Source organism: Vibrio sp. EJY3 (assembly GCF_000241385.1).
Lineage (GTDB): Bacteria > Pseudomonadota > Gammaproteobacteria > Enterobacterales > Vibrionaceae > Vibrio > Vibrio natriegens.
The window spans coordinates 1,079,539-1,100,155 of sequence record NC_016614.1; the positions used below are offsets into that span (position 1 = coordinate 1,079,539).

Annotated in this window: 20 protein-coding genes; 9 read left to right on the plus strand and 11 right to left on the minus strand. The window is 46.3% G+C overall.

Translation table 11 applies throughout. From position 1 onward, the window contains the following. Positions 1-559 precede the first annotated feature (559 nt). From VEJY3_RS20690 to VEJY3_RS20720, 7 genes are all read right to left on the minus strand, one after another. Complete coding sequence (locus VEJY3_RS20690; protein ID WP_014234378.1) at positions 560-1,318, minus strand: SDR family oxidoreductase; 759 nt, start codon at positions 1,316-1,318, stop codon at positions 560-562. Positions 1,319-1,516: 198 nt separating this feature from the next. After that, positions 1,517-2,419, minus strand: a complete 903-nt coding sequence (gene mmsB, locus VEJY3_RS20695) for a 3-hydroxyisobutyrate dehydrogenase (protein ID WP_014234379.1) — start codon at positions 2,417-2,419, stop codon at positions 1,517-1,519. Positions 2,420-2,448: 29 nt separating this feature from the next. After that, entirely contained in the window at positions 2,449-3,594 is a 1,146-nt protein-coding gene (locus tag VEJY3_RS20700) for an enoyl-CoA hydratase/isomerase family protein (RefSeq protein WP_014234380.1), read from the minus strand. An 8-nt stretch (positions 3,595-3,602) separates the two neighbouring features. Beyond that, on the minus strand, positions 3,603-4,388 hold the full coding sequence (locus VEJY3_RS20705; RefSeq protein ID WP_014234381.1) for an enoyl-CoA hydratase: 786 nt from the start codon (positions 4,386-4,388) through the stop codon (positions 3,603-3,605). Between the two features lie 40 nt (positions 4,389-4,428). Next, positions 4,429-5,583, minus strand: coding sequence for an acyl-CoA dehydrogenase family protein (locus VEJY3_RS20710; RefSeq protein WP_014234382.1), 1,155 nt, complete (start codon positions 5,581-5,583; stop codon positions 4,429-4,431). Between the two features lie 20 nt (positions 5,584-5,603). Then, positions 5,604-7,097, minus strand: a complete 1,494-nt coding sequence (locus VEJY3_RS20715) for a CoA-acylating methylmalonate-semialdehyde dehydrogenase (protein ID WP_014234383.1) — start codon at positions 7,095-7,097, stop codon at positions 5,604-5,606. Positions 7,098-7,129: 32 nt separating this feature from the next. Beyond that, the gene (locus VEJY3_RS20720; RefSeq protein ID WP_014234384.1) at positions 7,130-8,341 is read right to left on the minus strand and encodes a thiolase family protein; all 1,212 of its coding nucleotides are present in this window, start codon (positions 8,339-8,341) and stop codon (positions 7,130-7,132) included. A 270-nt stretch (positions 8,342-8,611) separates the two neighbouring features. On the opposite strand from VEJY3_RS20720, the gene VEJY3_RS20725 reads away from it, so the two are divergent. Genes VEJY3_RS20725 through VEJY3_RS20745 form a run of 5 tightly spaced genes read left to right on the plus strand, consistent with a single transcriptional unit; the run spans position 8,612 to position 13,630 of the window. After that, on the plus strand, positions 8,612-9,001 hold the full coding sequence (locus VEJY3_RS20725) for a MerR family DNA-binding transcriptional regulator (protein WP_014234385.1): 390 nt from the start codon (positions 8,612-8,614) through the stop codon (positions 8,999-9,001). Between the two features lie 27 nt (positions 9,002-9,028). Then, entirely contained in the window at positions 9,029-10,198 is a 1,170-nt protein-coding gene (locus VEJY3_RS20730) for an isovaleryl-CoA dehydrogenase (RefSeq protein WP_014234386.1), read from the plus strand. Between the two features lie 25 nt (positions 10,199-10,223). Next, the gene (locus VEJY3_RS20735) at positions 10,224-11,828 is read left to right on the plus strand and encodes a carboxyl transferase domain-containing protein (RefSeq protein WP_014234387.1); all 1,605 of its coding nucleotides are present in this window, start codon (positions 10,224-10,226) and stop codon (positions 11,826-11,828) included. A gap of 57 nt (positions 11,829-11,885) precedes the next feature. Next, positions 11,886-12,731, plus strand: coding sequence for an enoyl-CoA hydratase-related protein (locus VEJY3_RS20740; RefSeq protein WP_014234388.1), 846 nt, complete (start codon positions 11,886-11,888; stop codon positions 12,729-12,731). Next, the gene (locus VEJY3_RS20745; protein WP_014234389.1) at positions 12,728-13,630 is read left to right on the plus strand and encodes a hydroxymethylglutaryl-CoA lyase; all 903 of its coding nucleotides are present in this window, start codon (positions 12,728-12,730) and stop codon (positions 13,628-13,630) included. Before VEJY3_RS20740 ends, VEJY3_RS20745 begins: the two co-directional genes overlap by 4 nt. Positions 13,631-13,659: 29 nt before the next feature. Here the strand turns inward: VEJY3_RS20745 and VEJY3_RS20750 are convergent, their stop codons facing one another. The 3 genes from VEJY3_RS20750 to VEJY3_RS20760 all read right to left on the minus strand — a co-directional run bounded on the left by VEJY3_RS20750 (position 13,660) and on the right by VEJY3_RS20760 (position 16,681). After that, positions 13,660-14,205, minus strand: coding sequence for a DUF2301 domain-containing membrane protein (locus VEJY3_RS20750; RefSeq protein ID WP_014234390.1), 546 nt, complete (start codon positions 14,203-14,205; stop codon positions 13,660-13,662). Positions 14,206-14,242: 37 nt separating this feature from the next. Next, positions 14,243-15,121: a DMT family transporter gene (locus VEJY3_RS20755; RefSeq protein ID WP_014234391.1), complete on the minus strand. Its 879-nt coding sequence runs from the start codon at positions 15,119-15,121 to the stop codon at positions 14,243-14,245. A 246-nt stretch (positions 15,122-15,367) separates the two neighbouring features. Continuing rightward, positions 15,368-16,681, minus strand: a complete 1,314-nt coding sequence (locus tag VEJY3_RS20760) for a PAS domain-containing methyl-accepting chemotaxis protein (RefSeq protein ID WP_014234392.1) — start codon at positions 16,679-16,681, stop codon at positions 15,368-15,370. Positions 16,682-17,420: 739 nt separating this feature from the next. Between VEJY3_RS20760 and VEJY3_RS20765 the strand changes: the two genes are divergently transcribed. From VEJY3_RS20765 to VEJY3_RS20780, 4 genes are all read left to right on the plus strand, one after another. After that, complete coding sequence (locus tag VEJY3_RS20765; RefSeq protein ID WP_014234393.1) at positions 17,421-18,005, plus strand: NAD(P)H-dependent oxidoreductase; 585 nt, start codon at positions 17,421-17,423, stop codon at positions 18,003-18,005. Between the two features lie 95 nt (positions 18,006-18,100). Next, positions 18,101-18,580, plus strand: a complete 480-nt coding sequence (locus tag VEJY3_RS20770; protein WP_014234394.1) for a carboxymuconolactone decarboxylase family protein — start codon at positions 18,101-18,103, stop codon at positions 18,578-18,580. Positions 18,581-18,658: 78 nt separating this feature from the next. After that, positions 18,659-19,315 carry a DsbA family oxidoreductase gene (locus tag VEJY3_RS20775; RefSeq protein WP_014234395.1) on the plus strand — a complete coding sequence of 219 codons (657 nt, stop codon included), beginning with the start codon at positions 18,659-18,661 and terminating at the stop codon, positions 19,313-19,315. Between the two features lie 239 nt (positions 19,316-19,554). Further along, positions 19,555-20,094 (plus strand): redoxin domain-containing protein, encoded by a 540-nt coding sequence (locus tag VEJY3_RS20780; protein ID WP_014234396.1) that lies wholly within the window; start codon positions 19,555-19,557, stop codon positions 20,092-20,094. 80 nt (positions 20,095-20,174) lie between these two features. Here VEJY3_RS20780 and VEJY3_RS20785 read toward each other — a convergent pair whose 3' ends face one another. Further along, a complete protein-coding gene (locus tag VEJY3_RS20785) occupies positions 20,175-20,540 on the minus strand; it encodes a helix-turn-helix domain-containing protein (RefSeq protein ID WP_014234397.1) in 366 nt (121 codons plus the stop codon). Positions 20,541-20,617: the final 77 nt, after the last annotated feature.

Below are 20,617 nucleotides of genomic sequence, written 5' to 3' on the forward strand. Positions count from 1 at the left end.
TCTAAGCAAATGCCCAGAACCAGTTGTTATAGTCATTAGAATGTTTATGTGTTGAGCGTATGCGACATTGGACGTCAAAACGCAATTAAAACCCCACAACCAGTGTGAGTTTATTGTTACACTTTGAAATACAATGTTACATTCGGCCGCATTATGAGGACTTCGCAGTTAAAGCTCACGAGCCATATCTGGAAACTAACATTTCATTTATCAACAGAAAGTAAAGAAAGGGAATTCTCAGCGAAGCAGCTTAAATAAGAATTAGAAGCCTTTATGCCTGAAGGGCTGTAGCTTAAATGGAAATAATAAACGTTGGCTATTGACGAGTTAATCACTCAAAACTCACATCATAATCACTAAAAACCTAGGACACAAAATGTGACATAGATCAATTTACTGATTTCACACATTTTTTACATGGTATTTGCTCAAAAACTATCTAATACACATAGCATTCAGTTGGTTTATGAATCGTTGGTTACATACCCAGTTACACTCAAAATGGAAAGAAAATATCTTTAAAATTAGTTAGTTAAAACCCTAAAATTTATTCGTTCGGTTACATCCTCAGACCACCATCAATTTCTAGCACTCTCCCTGTAAAGTACTCATTTTCAAAGATATACTTCACTGACTGTGCGATTTCTTCCGCCTTTGCCATTCTTCCGACTGGAATTATTTTTTCCAGACGTTCTATTACTTCCGGTTTCATATTCCCAGCCATAGGGGTGTGTACGACACCCGGCGCAATTGCCGCCGCACGGATACCATATTTGGCTAACTCGCGTGACCAGGTGGTGGCCATCGTTGCGACCGCCGCTTTGGAAGCAGAATAATTGGTTTGACCGATGTTTCCCGCACGCGCAACACTTGAAATATTGATGATCACACCACTAGATTCAGTTTCTATCATTTTCACTGCCGCCTCTCGACCACAAAGGAAAGTACCAGTTACATTTACATTCATGACCAGATTGAACTGTTCTAATGGCATCTTGGAGATAGCACCCTCTTTCATTTTGACCAGCAAGCCATCTTTTAATACGCCTGCATTGTTAACGAGCCCGTTAAGCCGACCAAAATCTTGAATAATGTCACTGAACGTCTGTTCAACGTCCTGTTCATTGGTGACATCTAATTGGTAAGTGAGCGCCTTAGCACTCAACATCTGGCATTGCTGTTGAGTGTCTCGCAATCCAGCTTCATTGATATCAAGCAGAGCCAAGTCAGCGCCCGCACGAGCAAGAACAATCGCCGTCATCTGTCCGAGCCCCTGCCCCGCGCCAGTAATAGCGATAACACTGTTTCTTAAATCCATGACGATACTCCAACGTTTTGTAACTTTTCCGAGAAGCGTCGTGACAATGTCACAAATAGAAAGTCTCTATAGGTAATAGTCCGTTAGGGTTTTGCCGGAATGACGAGTGACATGAATAGTAGTCGGTTATCGAACATCGTCATTCCCTACCGCGAAGAACGAGCGAGAAAATGAATCTCTCACATTCATTAATTACACTTATTTTTGATTTTTATAGAACTCAAACAAACTTGAGAAATCGAGCTCCCCATATCCGCTTGAGTTATGGAACGCATACAAATTACGAGCAAGCGACCCCATAGGTACAGAAGAATGCGTTTGTAAAGCGGCATCCAACCCTAAGCCCAAATCTTTCAGCATCAATTTGCTCATAAAGCCCGGTTGATATTGATGACTTGCCGGCGCACTTTCCATCACACCAGGACAAGGATTGTAGAGCTCTAATGCCCAGTTGCGTCCTGAGCTTTGCAGCATGATATTCGAGAGAACCTTAGGATCGAGACCATGATCAATGCCGAGATTGAGCGCTTCACACGTTCCGGACATTAAAATACCGAGCATCAAGTTATTGCAGATCTTAGCCATCTGACCATCGCCGGCTTTACCTGCATGGAACACATTTCTGCCCATGTATTGCAAAATAGCGTTGGCTTTTGAGAAAGCTTGATCTGAGCCCCCAACGATAAACGTCAAAGTCGCCGCTTTTGCTCCAGTTACCCCTCCTGATACAGGTGAATCCACGAACAATAGCTGCTTATTTCCCGCTTCGTTCGCAACCAATCGTGACGAATCTGGATCAATGGTAGAACAATCGATGAGTAAGGTATTTGGTGCCACGAGGTTCAGTACCCCAACCCCACCGTGTAAGTCGCCAAGGTAAACACTTCTCACGTGTGATGCAGCAGGTAACATCGTAATCACCGTACCTGCACCATCCACCACTTCCGGCAAAGAACTCGCCACGATAGCGCCAAATGGTTCTAACTTTCTGGCGGCTTCGGTGTCCAAATCAAACACTTGTACATTGAACCCCGACGCTAACAGGTTCTGCGCCATTGGGCTGCCCATATTGCCTAAACCTATGAATGCAATGGTACTCATGATAAATCTCCTTCGTTTGTACGGTCTGTTTAGCTTTCGTTTAGTCGCTCAACAGACCCTAACTCTGCCAGAGGATGTTCATCTTTTGCCCACAACGAGGTAAAGAGCGTATCAACGAGATCCTCATCAACTTCAGTAACACTGTTAAACATCCAGTTTGGTTCGCCATCGCGATCAATCAGCCTGGCGCGCACACCTTCTTTAAACTCACCTAATAAAGCACAACGGACAGAGAGTGTGAGTTCCAATCGGAAGCAGTCTGCCAGTGGTAAACTATGAAACTCTTTGACTTGCCTGAAGCAAATATGCGCTGTGATAGGACTGCCAGCGGCGAACGTTTGTTTTGCATTTTCTAGCCACGGATTAGTGTTCTCCATGGCCATCACTCGCTGGGCAATAAGGTTGAGATCAAAACCTTTGCATGCTTGCTTGATTTGCTCCAGACATGGACAAATTTGTGTGGTTGGTTTACTGTCGATGACACTTTCTTCCATCAGAGCTAACAGCGCATTCACCAATTCTTTCGCGTTATTGCTCCCCCACGGCAAGCTCTGAAGCTCTTGCAATAAAGTTGGATAATGCTCTTCTAATAACAGCCAAGCCGCGAAGCCAATTGTGACAGCGTCACTCGAATTTACTAACGCGCCGGTCAAACCAAGAAATAAGCCAACCTCAGGGTCAATTTGACTTAAGAACCAAGTCCCTCCCACATCGGGGTAAAGCCCGATACTAATTTCCGGCATGGAAAGACGCGATGTAGGTGTGACCACTCTGTGGCTTGCTCCCATAAAAAGCCCCATGCCTCCGCCCATCACAATACCTTCGCCCCAAGCAATAACGGGTTTGTTATAGGTATGGATGAGGTAGTCGCACTCATACTCCAACGTAAAGTAGCGGGTACAAAACTCGGCAGTGGAGTCTTTCCCTTCGTCATGCATGACATGATAAATAGCCCTGACATCACCACCCGCACAAAATGCTTTTTCTCCGGCACCGCTAAGAACCACACACACCAAATGGGGGTCGTCTTTCCATTTCAGCAACTGATCATGGAGTTGAACTAACATGTCGTAAGTAAGCGCATTTAATGATGAGACATTGTCTAAAGTCGCAACGCCAATTCGATGAATAGCGTCTGCACACTCCAATTCAGTGATCGTTACCTTTCCTGCCATTTGGCCTCCTATTGGTTTTTCCACTTAGGCTCGCGTTTCTCAAGAAAGGCTCGTACACCTTCCGTTTGATCTTCGGTATCAAAGAGGTTAAGAAACAGCTCTCGCTCTTTGATAAGTCCATGCTTTAATGGTGCTGAGCGCATGTTTTGAATCAGTAATTTGCATGCCGCCACAGAGGATGGCGACTGATTTGCCACCGACAATGCCAACGCCATCGCTTTGGTTAGTGCTTCGCCTTTTGGCACAAGCTCCTCTGCTAAGCCTAGTTCGTTTGCTTGAGTTGCGCTGAGTTGTTCACCACAAAGAATCATACGCTTAGCCCAGCCTTCACCAACTAAAGCCGTTAGGTTCTGCGTTCCACCTGCACATGGCAGCAGACCCACTTTTGCTTCTGGTAATGCCAGCACCGCTTGTTCTTCCACTACTCGGAGATCACACGCCAACGCGACTTCTAATCCTCCGCCCATGGCGTAGCCGTTTATTGCTGCAATGGAAACCCCACGAAAATCGGCGAGGGTTTCAAACGCTTCCCCAAACGCTCGAGCCATACCGAGTGCCACCGCTTTGTCTCCGTCAGCAAAAAGTTTGAGGTCTGCGCCTGCTGAAAAAAACTTCTCTCCATTCCCTGTTATGACGAGCGCATACACGCCTTTATTTTGGTTCAGCTCAAGGACGAGGGTTTTTAACGCGTTGAGACTGTCCGCCGTCCAGGTATTTGCCGGCGGGTTGTTCATCGTAATCACAGCGATATGATCATTAATAGTGTGTTGAATAGCGTCTTGAGGTGATGACATAGTTCGAATCCTTTCCTGATGAAATTGTTCGAATGCAGATTTACAGTAATGATGATTCTGCTGACAACAAACGGCGTGCGATGATCAAACGCATGATCTCGTTGGTACCTTCAAGGATCTGATGCACACGAACGTCGCGGAAATAACGTTCCATCGGGTATTCTTTGATGTAACCATAACCACCGTAAAGCTGTAAGGCTTGGTCACAGACTTGAAACCCGACATCCGTTGCAAAACGTTTTGCCATGGCACAATAGGTCGATGCGTTTGGATCACCGTTATCGAGTTTACTTGCGGCGTAACGAACCAGTTGTCTTGCTGCAACCAGCTCTGTTGCCATGTCCGCTAATTTAAACTGCAACGCCTGAAATTGCGCTAACGTTTTGCCGAACTGCTTACGTTCCTGCATATATTGAGTTGCGTGGTTAAGAGCCTGTTGCGCCGTCCCGACTGAGCAGGTTGCGATATTAATTCGCCCGCCGTCTAACCCTTTCATCGCAAAGACAAATCCTTGCCCTTCTTCACCTAACAGCTGATTGGCTGGAACGGTGACGTTTTCGAATGTGACGGCACGAGTCGGTTGACTGTTCCACCCCATTTTCGGCTCTTTACGCCCATAGCTGATGCCTTTCGCATTTGCCTCAACCACAAAAGCGGAAACACCTTTCGCTCCTTGCTCTCCGGTTCGGGCCATAACGATCAACACATCAGTATCGCCAGCTCCAGAAATAAATGTTTTGCTGCCATTAAGAATGTATTGATCGCCTTTTTTCGTGGCGGAAGTGGTCAGTGAAGCCGCATCAGACCCCGCATTTGGCTCTGTTAAACAATAAGATCCTAGCCAGTCTCCCGTTACTAATTTGGGACAAAACTGCGCTTTAACCACGTCACTGGCAAAACTAGCTATCATCCAACTCACCATATTGTGGATGGTCATAAACGCCGTTGTCGAAGTACAGCCCATGGATAATTGTTCAAAAATGATCGACGAGTCTAAACGGCTCAGGCCCAATCCGCCTTGCTCTTCCGGTGTGTAAAGGCTCAAAAAACCTAACTCGCCCGCTTCTCGCAGCACCTCTTTCGGGAAGATCTGTTTTTCATCCCATTCCGCTGCCGTGGGAGCCAAACGCTCGGCGGCAAACTGCTGCGCTGTATCGGAAAATGCACGTTGATCTTCGTTGAGTTCAAAGTCCATAAAAGCTCCTTGCTATCGGTTTAGCGCAGGTGGATCGTGAGGTTTGGCCCGCTTGGAATATCATCATCGAACCAACGCGACGTGACGGTTTTGGTTTCGGTGTAGAATCGGACAGCCTGCTTACCATAAGCATGAAGGTCGCCATAAAAACTGCCACGCCAACCCGTGAAGGAGAAAAATGGCAAAGGCACCGGAATCGGTACATTAATGCCGACTTGTCCCACCATAATTTCGTGCTGATACTTTCGTGCCGCCGCGCCATTCGCTGTGAAAATTGACGTACCGTTGCCATACGGGTTGCGATTAACCAACTCAATGGCTTCTTGCAGCGTATCCACTTCCATACACACTAAGACAGGACCAAAGATCTCCTGCGTGTACACCGACATGTCTGTCGTCACTCCCCGGAACAATGTCGGTCCGACCCAGTTGCCGTCAGGAAACCCCTCTACTTCGCATTGGCTGCCATCAAGCACACACTCTGCACCTTGTTGTTTGCCCAACTCAATCAAACCCAATACGCGCTGTTTTGCCTGCTCGCTAATAAGCGGACCATATGCGGCATCTTCATCATCCCACGCCCCCGGATGTACGTTTTCCATCTCCCGTTTAATGTCGTCTATCCACTCTTTTGAGTCACCGACAAACCCCGCCACTGAGATTGCCATGCAGCGCTGCCCCGCTGCTCCCACTGAAGAGCCGACTAAATTACTCACCACGTGATCTTTGTTCGCATCTGGCATGATCACCATGTGGTTTTTAGCACCTGCAAACGCCTGCACTCGCTTAAAGTGTTTTGTCCCTGTCGTATAAATATCTTGCGCCACCGGAACGGAACCGACAAAAGAGATCGCGCGAATATCGTTATGTGTGAGTAGAAAATCCACTTGCTCTTTACGTCCGTGAACGATCTGCAATACGCCTTTTGGAGCGCCTGCTTCTTCAAACAATTCAGCAAGACGAATCGACGTTAAAGGCACCTGCTCTGAAGGCTTGAGAACGAATGTGTTACCGCTGGCAATCGCAATTGGAAACATCCATAACGGGATCATGGCTGGAAAGTTAAACGGGGTGATCCCGCAACACACGCCCAAAGGTTGAATCAGCGAGTAACTGTCGATATCAGTCGCGACGTTTTCTACCGTTTCACCCATCAGGTTACTGGCAATATTCGCTGCTTGTTCAACCACTTCAATTCCGCGCCAAACGTCTCCTTTGGCATCAGCCAAAATCTTGCCCGTTTCATGAGAAAGCAATACCGCGATTTCTTCGTGATGCTCTTTTAACAAGTGTTGATAACGAAGCATGAGTCGCGCGCGCTCGGAGACAGCCACCTCTTTCCAGGTTTGGAATGTCGCCTTGGCACTATCGATCGCAGCATGCAACTCGTCATTCGTTGAGCACGGAACGTACGCAATCACATCGTTTGTGGCAGGGTTGGTGACTTCTATCCAATCTGCTGTTTGAGATTCACGAAATTCACCACCAATAAATGAGGGGACCAAACGAGTCATCATTGACTACTCCTTTACTGATATTGCTGGAATTAAAGTGGTACCTCGATACTAATCGCGGTTGCTTCTCCACCACCGATACAAATCGCCGCAATCCCTCGCATAACCTTCTTATTGCTTGAATCGCCATCCACACCTAACGCCTGTAGCTGACGCAAACTGTGGGTCAACGTCACCAGTATTCGTGCACCGCTGGCACCAATAGGATGGCCAAGTGCACACGCCCCGCCTTTAATGTTGACTTTGTCAGGGTCGAGACCCAATTCAGCGATAGCGATTTGCGTGACAACCGCAAACGCTTCGTTGATCTCCCAAAGATCAATTTCATCTATCGTCCAATCGAGCTCTGATAACAATTGCTCGATCGCATAAACTGGGGCGAGAGTAAATTCTGCAGGTTCTCTGGCGTGTGTGGTGTGGCCTCTTATAATGGCCAGTGGTGAGAGATGATGGTGCTGCGCGGTTTCTTCATCCATCAAGACAAGTGCTGCGGCACCATCTGAAATTGCACTCGAATTAGCAGCTGTCACAGAACCATGGATATCAAAGGCTGGTTTCAGCTGGGCAATTTTTTCGAAGTTAATCGAACGCGGATGTTCGTCGTAATCCAGAAGAGCAGAAGTCGATTTAGTTCGAATGTCTATCGGGGAGATTTCCTCTTCAAACAAGCCTTGTTCTTGCGCATCTAAAGCCCGCGTGGCTGACATGGCTGCCCACTCGTCCATTTTTTCACGGCTGAAGTGGAGTCTGTCGGCGATTTGCTGAGCGTACACGCCCATCAAAAGCCCTTCGTAGGCGTCCTCTAATCCGTCAAGAAACATATGATCATAAACGGACTGATGCCCCATTCTCATGCCACTTCTCGCCTCTTTCATCAGGTAAGGCGCATTAGTCATACTTTCCATGCCACCAGCGACAGCTGTACGTATAGTGCCCGCTTTAATCAGGTCGTGCGCTAACATCACGCTCTTCATGCCGGAACCGCACACCTTGTTGATGGTGGTACAGCCAGTAGAAATTGGTAATTCGGCTTCGAGAGCTGCTTGCCGAGCAGGTGCCTGACCGCAACCTGCTGGTAACACGCAGCCCATAAACACTTCATCGACGGCTGTGAGTTCCGCTTGCTGGAGCGCACTTTTTATTGCGATTGCCCCTAATGATGGAGCAGAAAATGTTTGCAGTTGCCCCTGAAAGCGACCGATTGGTGTTCTTTTCGCACTGACAATCCAGATGTCATTTCCCATGATTCCACACCCTTTACGATGTATCACAGCATACGAACTTACCCATCACACTCGCTATCAAAAACTTTCATACCCGCTTAAGTTTCAAATCAAACGATGAATCTTTCGCACTGTGATTTCTTGACGTTTACGTAAGCATAGCACTAGCCTTTACAGTGAGGTAAAGAAACAAGTTGATAAAAGAATAAATTTCCTCCGACCTTTCACCACAGGGTCCGACTTCGAGAAGCTAGTTTTTATTCGAGGTAAGTAATTTGAGGTAAGTGTGTGATGGAAAAATATAAAATTAGTGAGCTAGCAAAAGAGTTCGATATTACGACTCGAAGCATCCGGTTTTATGAAGATGTCGGCCTGATAGAGCCAGAGCGTAAAGGCAATATGCGTGTTTATCAGCGCAGAGACAAAATCCGTCTCAAGTTGATATTAAGAGGTAAGCGGTTGGGCTTTTCACTCGCCGAAATTCGTGAGCTCTTTGAACTTTATGATCTTCAACAAACCGATGAGCAACTCCTGAAAATGCTCAATATCATTGAAGAAAAGCAAGCGTTACTCCAACAACAGATGAACGACATCGGAGTTGTGATGGGCGAGCTAAACGCCGCGAAAGAACGTTGCTTACAGACGTTACAGAAACACAATAAAATATCCACGCATCCCTGACTTTAATCCTGCTACAGGGGAAATGTTATGAAATCCGCTTATACCCCACTCAATTTTGGTCTCGGTGAAACCATTGATATGCTCCGGGATCATGTGAATGCCTTTGCTAGCGAACACATCGCTCCGATCGCTGCCCATATCGATCATAATAACCAATTCCCCGACTATTTATGGCCGCTGTTTGGCGAGATGGGATTACTCGGCGTAACGGTAGACGAGCAATATGGTGGAGCAGAAATGGGCTATCTTGCCCATGTCATCGCCATGGAAGAGGTCAGTCGCGCTTCAGCCTCTGTTGGGCTTAGCTATGGCGCACATTCCAACCTTTGCGTTAATCAAATTTTCCGCAATGGCACCGCAGAGCAACGCAAAAAATATCTACCTAATCTAATTGACGGTTCGCATATCGGTGCACTCGCAATGAGTGAACCAAACTCCGGTTCGGATGTGGTCAGCATGCAGCTCAAAGCAGAAGACAAAGGTGACCATTTTTTGCTTAACGGCAATAAAATGTGGGTGACGAATGGACCAGATGCCGACGTGTTGGTGGTGTACGCGAAAACCGACCCTGGAGCAGGTTCGAGAGGAATCACCGCATTTATTATCGAGCGAACGTTTGAAGGATTCGGCGACGCACAGAAGCTTGATAAGTTGGGAATGCGCGGTTCCAACACTTGCGAACTTGTTTTTACCGATTGTGCGGTACCTAAGAAAAACGTTCTCGGCGAAATAAACCGAGGTGTCGAAGTCCTGATGAGTGGCCTTGATTACGAGCGTGTGGTCCTTGCTGGCGGGCCATTAGGGATCATGCAAGCTTGTATGGATATCGTGGTGCCCTACGTGCACGAGCGTAAGCAGTTCGGCAAATCCATCGGTGAGTTCCAGTTGGTTCAGGGCAAGCTTGCCGACATGTACTCGCGCATGAGTGCTGCTAAAGCCTATGTTTACACCGTCGCGTCGGCCTGTGATCGCGGTGAATGTACCCGTAAAGACGCGGCAGGTGTCATCTTATACAGCGCTGAGCTCGCGACGCAAATTTCACTTGATGCTATCCAGCTGCTTGGCGGTAATGGCTACGTTAATGAATACGCAACCGGACGGCTGCTACGCGATGCCAAACTGTACGAGATTGGAGCGGGTACCTCGGAAATTCGGCGAATGTTAATAGGACGAGAGCTGTTCGAGGAATCACGTTAATCCAAGCGTTGAAAAGGAAGTCTCTATGGCCATCATAAAAAGTAGAACCAAGCCAACTGAAGAGCTGTTTCTTTCAAACAAAGCCGCAATGGAAAAGTTGGTGGACAAGCTGCATACGGATACCGAAGTCATCAAGCAAGGTGGTGGTAAAAAAGCAATATTGCATCAACAAAACAAAGGAAAGCTCCCCGTACGATCGCGTATAACCAGACTACTCGACGATGAGAGTGATTTTCTTGAAATCGGCCAGTTTGCCGCTTGGGAAGTGTACGACGAGCCCATTCCCTGCGCGGGTGTCGTCGCTGGTATTGGAACGATCAATGGCGTCCAATGCATGGTGGTCGCTAACGATCCTTCGGTAAAAGGTGGCACCTACTACCCTCTGACGGTAAAAAAGCATCTGCGAGCACAAGAAATCGCTCAACGCTGTCGGCTTCCCTGCGTGTACTTAGTCGATTCTGGCGGTGCCAACCTCCCTCATCAGGCTGAAGTCTTTCCTGATAGAGACCACTTCGGACGGATTTTCTTTAACCAAGCAAAAATGTCAGCCAAAGGCATACCTCAAATCGCCGTGGTGATGGGACTGTGTACCGCAGGTGGCGCATACGTACCCGCCATGGCAGACGTATCCATCATGGTTAAAGAGCAAGGCACGATATTTCTCGCCGGACCACCGTTGGTAAAAGCCGCAACTGGGGAAGTCGTCACAGGGGAAGAGCTCGGTGGCGCTGATGTCCACTGCCGAAAATCAGGGGTGGCGGATTACTACGCAGAGAACGATGAACATGCGTTGATGCTCGCACGCGAGGCGATTGCCAACGCCAATCAACCCAAAGTACGAAAAACCGAGCACTCCATCTTACCGCCCCGTTACAACGCAGAAGAATTGTACGGCATCGTCAATGCTAACCTTCGTTTGTCCTTTGACGTAAGAGAAGTCATTGCCCGCATTGTCGATGATTCTGACTTTGACGAGTTTAAGGCGCTGTATGGCAAAACTCTGGTTTGTGGATTTGCACGAATAGAAGGGCATTTGATCGGTATTGTCGCCAACAACGGCATTCTATTTTCTGACTCTTCACAAAAAGGCGCGCACTTTATTGAGCTGTGTGCCAAACGCAAAACGCCCCTACTCTTTTTACAAAACATCACCGGTTTTATGGTCGGTAAGAAAGTAGAGGAAGAAGGCATCGCCAAACACGGAGCTAAGCTGGTGATGGCGGTGGCTTGTGCCGAAGTGCCTAAGTTTACCATCATTATTGGGGGCTCTTACGGCGCAGGGAATTACGGCATGTGCGGCAGAGCTTATGATCCGACGATGATGTGGATGTGGCCAAATGCACGTATTTCTGTAATGGGCGGTGAACAAGCCGCTGGCGTGCTAACTCAGGTTCGTAAAGACATAAAAGAACGCCGGGGTGAAAACTGGTCAGAACAAGAAGAGCACACATTTCGAGAATCGATCATAGACTTATATGAGACACAGGGACATCCGTATTACGCCAGCGCAAGGTTGTGGGATGACGGGATTATTGACCCGAAAAACACGCGCCAAGTCTTGGCACAAGCGCTCAATGCCGCACTAAACGCGCCGATTCAAGACAGTGAGTTTGGTGTTTTTCGTATGTAAAAAAGCAGAATGAGAAAAACAGAACGTAAATTTGGAAAAGATCGAAAGGACACATATATGCACGAACTTCAACCGAGCATTATTCCAAACGCGAAAAGGCAAGATGATGTGCTTTGGCAAGTTGACCGATATGGCGTCGCAACCATCACGCTTAACAGGACAAAGAAACACAACGCGTTCGACGCCTGTATGATCGATTTGCTAATACACAGGCTCGATTATCTGGCGTTGAGAAACGACGTTCGGTGTCTGGTTCTACGGAGTAACGGGGAGCATTTTTCTTCTGGTGCTGATTTAAATTGGATGAAATCCATGGCCAACAGTACACGCAAGGAGAACATCATTGATGCGCAAAACCTCGCCCGTTTAATGGAAACTCTGGACACATTCCCACAACCAACCATCGCCGTTGTCCAAGGGTCTGCATTTGGCGGCGCTTTGGGTTTAATTTGTTGTAGCGACATAGCTATCGCGAGCAAAAGCGCCAATTTTTGTTTAAGTGAAGTAAAGCTGGGACTCGTTCCAGCGACGATCGCTCCCTATGTCATGCGGGCTATGGGAAATCGACAGGCTCGCCGCTTCATATTAAGTGGTGAAGTGATATCTTCAGATGACGCAGAACGATTTGGGATCGTGCATGAAGTCAGGGAAGAGAGCGACATTGACAACACTCTGAATGAGTTGATTGAGACGCTGCTGGTAAACAGCCCTGATGCGATGCGTCAGGCAAAAACCCTGTGTCACCAATGTCATCAAAACCCGATTGACTCTCATCTAATCCAGTACACGAGCAGATTAATTGCCGATATCCGCGTATCGCCGCAGGGGCAAGATGGCTTACAAGCGTTTCTCGAAAAACGTCTTCCGCGCTGGATAAATAAAGCGGATTCGGAGGAAACATGACACTCCCTTCAAAGGTAAAGATAGTTGAAGTGGGTGCACGAGATGGGCTGCAAAACGAGTCACCCGTCTCGACAAGCACCAAAGTCAGACTGATCAACTTGTTGTCGGACACAGGCTTAACTCATATCGAAGCCGGGTCTTTCGTTTCACCCAAATGGGTGCCACAGATGGCCGACTCTAAAGCGGTGATGCAGGCTATCTCCCGACGCAGCGACATTACTTACTCTGCACTTGTGCCTAACGTGAGAGGTTTTGAGCAAGCGCTAGAAGCTGGAGCAAATCAAATTGCCATTTTCACCTCGTGCTCGGAAGGATTCTGCGAGCACAACATTAACTGCTCTATCGCGGAAAGTCTGTCTCGATTCGAATCGGTGATGGAACAAGCTGCTAAACATAACATTCCGGTGCGTGGTTATTTGTCATGCGTCATCGACTGCCCTTATGACGGAGCGACAGCCCCCAAACAAGTGAGGAATGTTGCTACCAATCTCATTGATATGGGCTGCTATGAAGTATCGCTCGGAGACACAATAGGCACTGGCACACCAAATCGTGTGGAAGCAATGCTGCAATCTGTTTTAAAGAATATACCGAGCCAGAAATTGGCCGTTCACTTTCACGATACCTGGGGCCAAGCACTTGCCAATATTTATCAGGCATTCATCATGGGCATTGAAACCGTTGATAGCAGTGTTGCGGGTCTGGGTGGCTGCCCATACGCGCACGGTGCGCAAGGGAATGTGGCCACCGAGGATGTTCTATACCTTTGTCGAGGGCTGGGAATAGAAACAGGTGTTGATTTAGAGCTATTAGCAAAGGCAGGCTGGATGATCAGTGAAGAGTTACATCGGAAGCCCACATCTAAAGTGTCAGTCGCGTTGAGTCATCGTTATGAGTAATGAGCCGTCATCGCTGGTTGCTCTTCTCACTACACTTCATATTTGGCTTTATTACCGATATCAAAATGCAGTGGCATTCGCCATTTAGCAATCGATAAGTAGCCCATGATGACACCCGCTAAGAAAATCCCGACAGAGGCAATAACCAAATTGTTAAAGCAGAGTGAGAAGGTAGCCACGAAAAGGAGTAAAGGGACGAGTTTTAATCCGGGCACTTTGAAGCAAAACGACTCTTTGAGCGCAATGCCTGAGAACGTAACAAAAACAAACCCTAGCGACAGCCATACTCGGCTCAGGTCATAATCACTGAACATGAGTACTAAACCAATCCAGCTCGACCAGCTGATGGCTAACCGAACCCTCTTACTGTAAACATGAATATTAGCGGCTGAAAACGCGGCTGCGATTCCAATAAAGACCAACACACTGTGGTAGTGGCTAGCTAGGTCGCTGAACCAAACAAGTAAAGAAAAGCCGACAAGTGACACTGAAAATAGGCTGATGCCCGAACGATACAAACAAACACTCGCCTTATCTAAAAAGTCTAACGTTTCTTGATGGTCAATATCAGCCATAAGCCATTACCCTCGCCGCGAATGCGCTAAGACAAAGTTAAAGACGTTTTGGGAAGCGAAATCTGCCGCCAGTTCGATAGATAACCAAAGAAAACAGAATGAGCATACAGCCAATGAGTTTGTTGGTCGTCAGTACTTCGCCATACCAAAGAATACTCAATACTACTGTCCATACCGGCTCCAAAATCATAATCAATGCAGCATTGCCCGCTTGCACAAACTTCTGTCCCATTGTTTGCATCACGTAGCGTAAACTGGTCGCAAGCAAGGTACTGAGTGCAAACCACCACCAAATTGATGCATCAACTTCGCCAGGAAGTGACTCCATAAAATAGGAGACCACTAAACCAAGACAGCCCGCAGAGAATAACTGCAAACAAGTCAGCAATAATACAGGTAGCTTCTGCGAGAACTTACTGTTTACATTAAAGTGTAATGCCAACAAAAGCGCCGCGCCAAGAAACCAAAGCTGACTGGCAGACTGCTTCCATCCGTCGGCCAGAGACAGACACGCCAAACCTATTACTGCAATTGGCAGTGAAATCCAAAATATCCGTTGTGGTCGTTGACGGAACATAATCCAAGCGACAATAGGAACAAACAACATCGACAGGCTCATGATGAATGCGCCCTCGCCTAACGTATCACTTATTGAAATCGCGTAGATCCACGTCATGACCGCACTACCCAACAGTAAGCCGACGCCACTTGCTGACAACACATCACTCATCTTCGCGGATAAAAGAGGTCGGTAACACAGAGGCAGCAAACAAAGCGCTGCGATAGTAAATCGCGAACCAATAAAGCCAAAAGGAGGTAAGCCTTGTATGGTCTCTTTAGAGAAAATCCAGCCAAGTGCCGCAATCATGGTAGTTGCAATAAGAATGATGGTCGCTTTATGTTCTGAGTTAAGCATAATTACCCACAAAAATACTCGGTAACGAGTTCGACAGACGAGCTTTTGACGTCGAGAAAATCGATGAAAGTTATTGTTTAAGCGTCACAAATACAGGCAAGGAATGAATAAGAATGGAACATGCTGACGTTTGCGAGACACAATTACTATACATGAAACTAACAATTTCAAAAGCGTTAATCCGCGCCAGATCACATTGCGTGTCTGGCGAGGAAACATCACTCATTTTTGAATAGTAAGGCGTTACTAGAGCGTTCGATTGAACTGAGCAACCGCCTCAACAACACGGCTTGCGCCCTCTTGAATATCATTCATGACGTTGCCTGCTTTCTCAGACAACTCAAGGGTATTCAGGGCATCTTTTTGGCATTGAGAAATCAACTCGACAGCGTTATTGGTGCGCTCAAGATTTTCTTTCACCATCGTGACAATATCATCGGTCGTCGTATTGGTACGAAGTGAAAGTTGCCTTACTTCATCCGCAACAACCGCAAAGCCTCGTCCATGCTCTCCTGCTCGAGCGGCTTCAATCGCAGCGTTCAACGCAAGCAGATTGGTTTGATCGGCAATACCACTGATATTCCTTACTAATTCGCTAATTTTCGCTGAGTGACCTTTGAGTTCCTCAATCGCGGCATTGGCTTGTTCCATTTGTTTTGAGAGCATCTGCATATTCTCAACCGTTGCACCGATCACTTGCTGGCCCTGAATTGTCTGCGTTCCGGTCTCTTTGGAGACTTCATTCGCTAAATGAGCAGCTTGCGCCATCGACTGCTCTTGAAGAACTTGTTCGGTAATATCAGTAGCAAACTTCACTACCTTATAGAGCTCTGCCCTATCGTTATGGATTGGATTATAAGACGCTTCCAACCATACGAATTCACCATAGCGATTTAACCTTTTAAAACGATCAGAGACAAACTGACCACTCGCCAGTTTATGCCAAAACTCCTGATAGGCCTGGGAATTCGCTTCTTCTTGATCACAGAACATTCGGTGATGCTTACCCGTGACTTGTTCCGACGTATAACCCATTGTTTTGAGGAAATTATCATTCGCTTTGAGAACTACACCATCCAAACTAAACTCAATGACCGCCATAGAGCGATTCAATGCGTTGAGCATATCTTCTTGCTCACGAGAGGCTTTGATCGTTCGAGTCAGTTCTGACGCGCACACGGCAAAGCGGATAACTTTTCCCGTGAAATCAAAAATAGGTTGAACCATTGAGCGCAACCATGCTTCTTCACCATCCCCTTTAGAAACCTGCATAGCGCCATTCCAAAAGGTTTGGGTTAATACGCACTGTTTCATCCGTTGAAAGTGCTCTGTATTTCTCGCTTTAACTGGAACGAGTTCAGTGATGTGCTTTGCCAATACCTCTTGCTCAGTTAGATTCATCTGTTGCAAAAAGTTCTGGTTAACAGACGTAACGTTACCTTCAGTATTAAGGGAGAGCAGTAACATGTCCTGATCAAGGCTTTGCTGCACTTGGGTAAGACTGTAGAGCTCTTGCTTTAATTGCTGATTTTCTTTTTGAAGCGACTTACTAAAAAACATGACTTCCCTTATAAGACCGATTTTGATTGTCAAAAGCTCAGTAATTTAATGACGTTAAGTAGTGTTTGAGGTTGATTACAAACAAACCACGAAATTATACATTCATCACATATACATCACAAAACAATGCAATCACTTAATAAATATGTGAGTTAAACAACTTAAAGGTGCCATCGGCTGCTACTCACTTATTTGTTGGCAGCAGAAATGAAAAAGCCCTTTCCACATAGGAAAGGGCTTTAAGGGAAAACACAAATTTAAAATAGCGCTATTTTACAGTAGCTCTACCGACTGTTGAGCGATAACCCACTCTTCGTTGGTTGGGTTTCTATTAGTATCGCATCAACTAACAGAGATACGGATAGAACTGAGCTTCGAAAAATATAACATTAGCAATTCAGCAATTACTACAGATATGCAAAGCGTAATCGTTTGTGGCGAAATCCATCATTTACGTCCTGTACATTATTAGTACGCACGTCCTTTCGTTTAGCTTAGTAGGTAACCAGTCAAGTAATTTCAGTGATACCTTGATTGCCCTATTCGCTTATTCATCCACCTCAATGAAAAAATAAAAGTAATATTAAACAATCAGTTAATTGCAATTCGATTGACATTCATGGTGGTTACCAAAAGTTAACTAATTGAACTAGAAATGTAGGTAACCATAATAAACCGCAAGAGAGAGACATCATTGGTCGCTCCGTAAAACAGTCAAATCATCGAAGGGTTAATTATCATGACTAACGTTCTAATCATAAACGCACACGAACCATCTCCATTTTCTGAAGGCAAACTAAATGCGGCTTTGGTCGAGAAAGCTCGCGCCCAGTTAGAGTCAAAGGGCCACGAAGTTCGCGTGGTGACGATGCAAGATGACATCGTGGTTGATGAACAACTAGCGCATTTTGAGTGGGCAGACCGCGTCATTCTTCAGTCACCAGTCAACTGGATGACGATCCCTTGGTCTTTTAAGAAATACATGGATGATGTATTTACCGCTGGTATGGGTGGCGCGTTATGTGCGTTTGATGGTCGGACACCAGAGGAACCAAAGAAAAATTACGGCACTGGCGGCACTCGTACAAATACAAAATACATGCTGTCTTTCACATTCAATGCACCAGAAGAGTCATTTAATGATGATAGCGAGTACCTATTCCAAGGTCGTAGTGTTGATGACTTGATGTTCCACATGCATGCCAACTTCCGCTTCTTTGGCATGTCTGCATTGCCTACTTTCGCTTGCTATGACGTCATGAAAAACGCGGACATTGAGAACGACTTCGCTCGCTTTGAAGCCCACCTAGACGCCAACTTCTAAGGAAATTGTCATGAGCACTGAATTTACTTACTACAATGCAGAAACGGCCCCTGAAGAGTCTAAAGCTCTGGTAGAACTCACAAAAAGGCTTCGGTATGCTGCCAAACCTGCACGCCGTTCTCGCTGAAGCGCCGGCAACCTACGAAGCATACAACACAGCCTTCGACCTGTTTATGAAAAACACAACGTTCAGTCCATTGGAGCAGCAAGTGGTCTTTATGACCGCAAACTTTGAAAATAACTGTCACTACTGCGTTCCTGGTCATACTTGGATGATGAAAGCGGGCAAAATGCCAGATGAAGTGATTGAAGCGTTGCGTGAAGGCACTGCTATTCCTGATGCCAAGCTGCAAGCACTGCACGATTTTACCAAAGCGCTGCTTGATAACCGTGGTCATATCGGTGATGAAAAACTGCAAGCATTTCTGGGCGCTGGCTTTACCAAACGCCAAGCTCTGGAAGTTCTGACTGGGTTGTCTGCAAAGCTTATTTCAAACTTCACCAACGCATTGGCACACACTGAACCAGATGCGCCGTTCCAAAAATTTGCGTGGACGCACCCTAGCGAGCGTTAACCTGAATAAGTAGTAATCAAAAGCCAGTCAAAGCACTGTTTGACCACGTGGTTACAGTGCTTTGCGTAAGGAGCCATTATGAACAACACAGTTAAAATCGACATCATTAGTGATGTCGTCTGCCCTTGGTGTATCATTGGCTACAACCATTTAAAAGCTGCGATTAACGAGCTTGGAATTGAAGATCGCATCGATATCGAGTGGCAACCGTTTGAATTGAATCCTGACATGCCTGCTGAAGGTGAAAATCTTCGTGAACACGTTACACGCAAATATGGCAGCACAGCAGAAGAAAGTAAGAATGCGCGTATTCGTATCGCTGGCATCGGCGCTGAACATGGCTTCGAGTTTAACTACTTTGATGACATGAAGATGGTGAACACGTTTGACGCACACATTCTACTTGATTACGCCAAAGGCTTTGGCAAGCAAACTGAACTAAAGATACGTCTGTTTACGGCTTTTTTCAGTGAACAGAAAGACATCTCTGACCGTGAAGTTCTAAAGCAAGAACTTATCTCTGTGGGTCTTGATGCTGAAGAAGGCATGCGTTGGTTAGATGATGTGCAGCGACGCGGTGCGATACGTATTACTGAGAAGCAATGGCAGACAATGGGCATTTCAAGCGTACCAACGGTGATTTTTAACCGTGAATCTGGCGTTTCTGGTGCGCATCCCGTTGAAGGTTATAAACAGATCTTGGCTGAGCTGATAGCTAAAGCAGATGCAGAATAGGTCATTTCCCTTTGTTCTCAGAATGTATTTATTCTCACACCACTGTTCACGAGAAATTGGATGAGCGGTGTGAGAAAAAACCGAAAGCAAATTCAAAATAGTGGAACGCTCGTTCCCAGTTGTTACTTATCAGGTGCTTAGTTTCTAAACTAGGTTACTAAAAGTATACTAATTGCAACTCTCCTCATCCTGTCTTACTTTTTAACGACTTAGTCGTGAGATCAATCCAAGGAGCTGAGATGGCATACTCACAAAAACTCAAAGCGGGTAACACTTTCCCTACATTAGAGGCAACAATACTGGATGGGACCAAAGTCAGGCTAGGCCAACCTCAAGGCGATGCAACATGGCAAGCGGTGTTTGTCTATCGTGGTAAACATTGCCCACTTTGCACCAAATATCTCAATGAAATAGAGACTTATAAACAGGCCTTTAGTGATGCAGGCGTGGATATTCTAGCTGTCTCTGGGGATTCGAAACAACAGTTAGAGCAACACCTGGAAAAGCTCGATATCAGTTTTCCAATCGCCTATGGTCTTACTGAGCAACAAATGAAGACCCTGGGACTTTATATATCGCTACCACGCTCTGGAGCCGAAACCGACCATAACTTTGCAGAGCCAGGACTATTTGTCGTCAATGAACACGGTGATTTGCATGTGGTTGACCTATCAAACAACCCATTTGTAAGACCAGAGTTAGGGGCACTGACACGTGGTTTAGCATGGATTCGTAATCCAGAGAACCACTACCCTATCCGCGGGACACTAGACTACTGAGTCTCCAGACCAAAATATGAACAGGGCAACCACGGTATGGTTGCCCTGTCACACAGTTCGAATAAAGATTGTTACTCAAACTATTTAAGCTGTACATTGTTGCTTTCAGACCATTTTCTCAATTCTTCAAGAATCGTTAGAGCACTTTTGCCAAACTCAGTCAGTTCGTAACTTACTGCTAGTGGCTTATCATTGAGCACGCGGCGTATCACCATATTTTCACTTTCTAGCTCTTTTAAGCGCTGGTCTACCATCTTCTTACTTGCACCGCCCAACATTCTTGAAAGATCATTAAATCTCACAGGGCCATCTTTCAAATGGTAGATGATTGAGCCTTTCCATTTTGACCCCAAGATCCGCATACCTTTTTCTATCGCACAAGGCTCCGTACAGGCATCAACAACACTTTTACGTCCTTTTACGTCAACTTCAACTTTTGCTTTCATACAGCCTCGCCTATCCAGAAACTAGATAGCTGCGGTTTAACTCGATGACATGAAACCACAGTGCTTTGATCTATGTA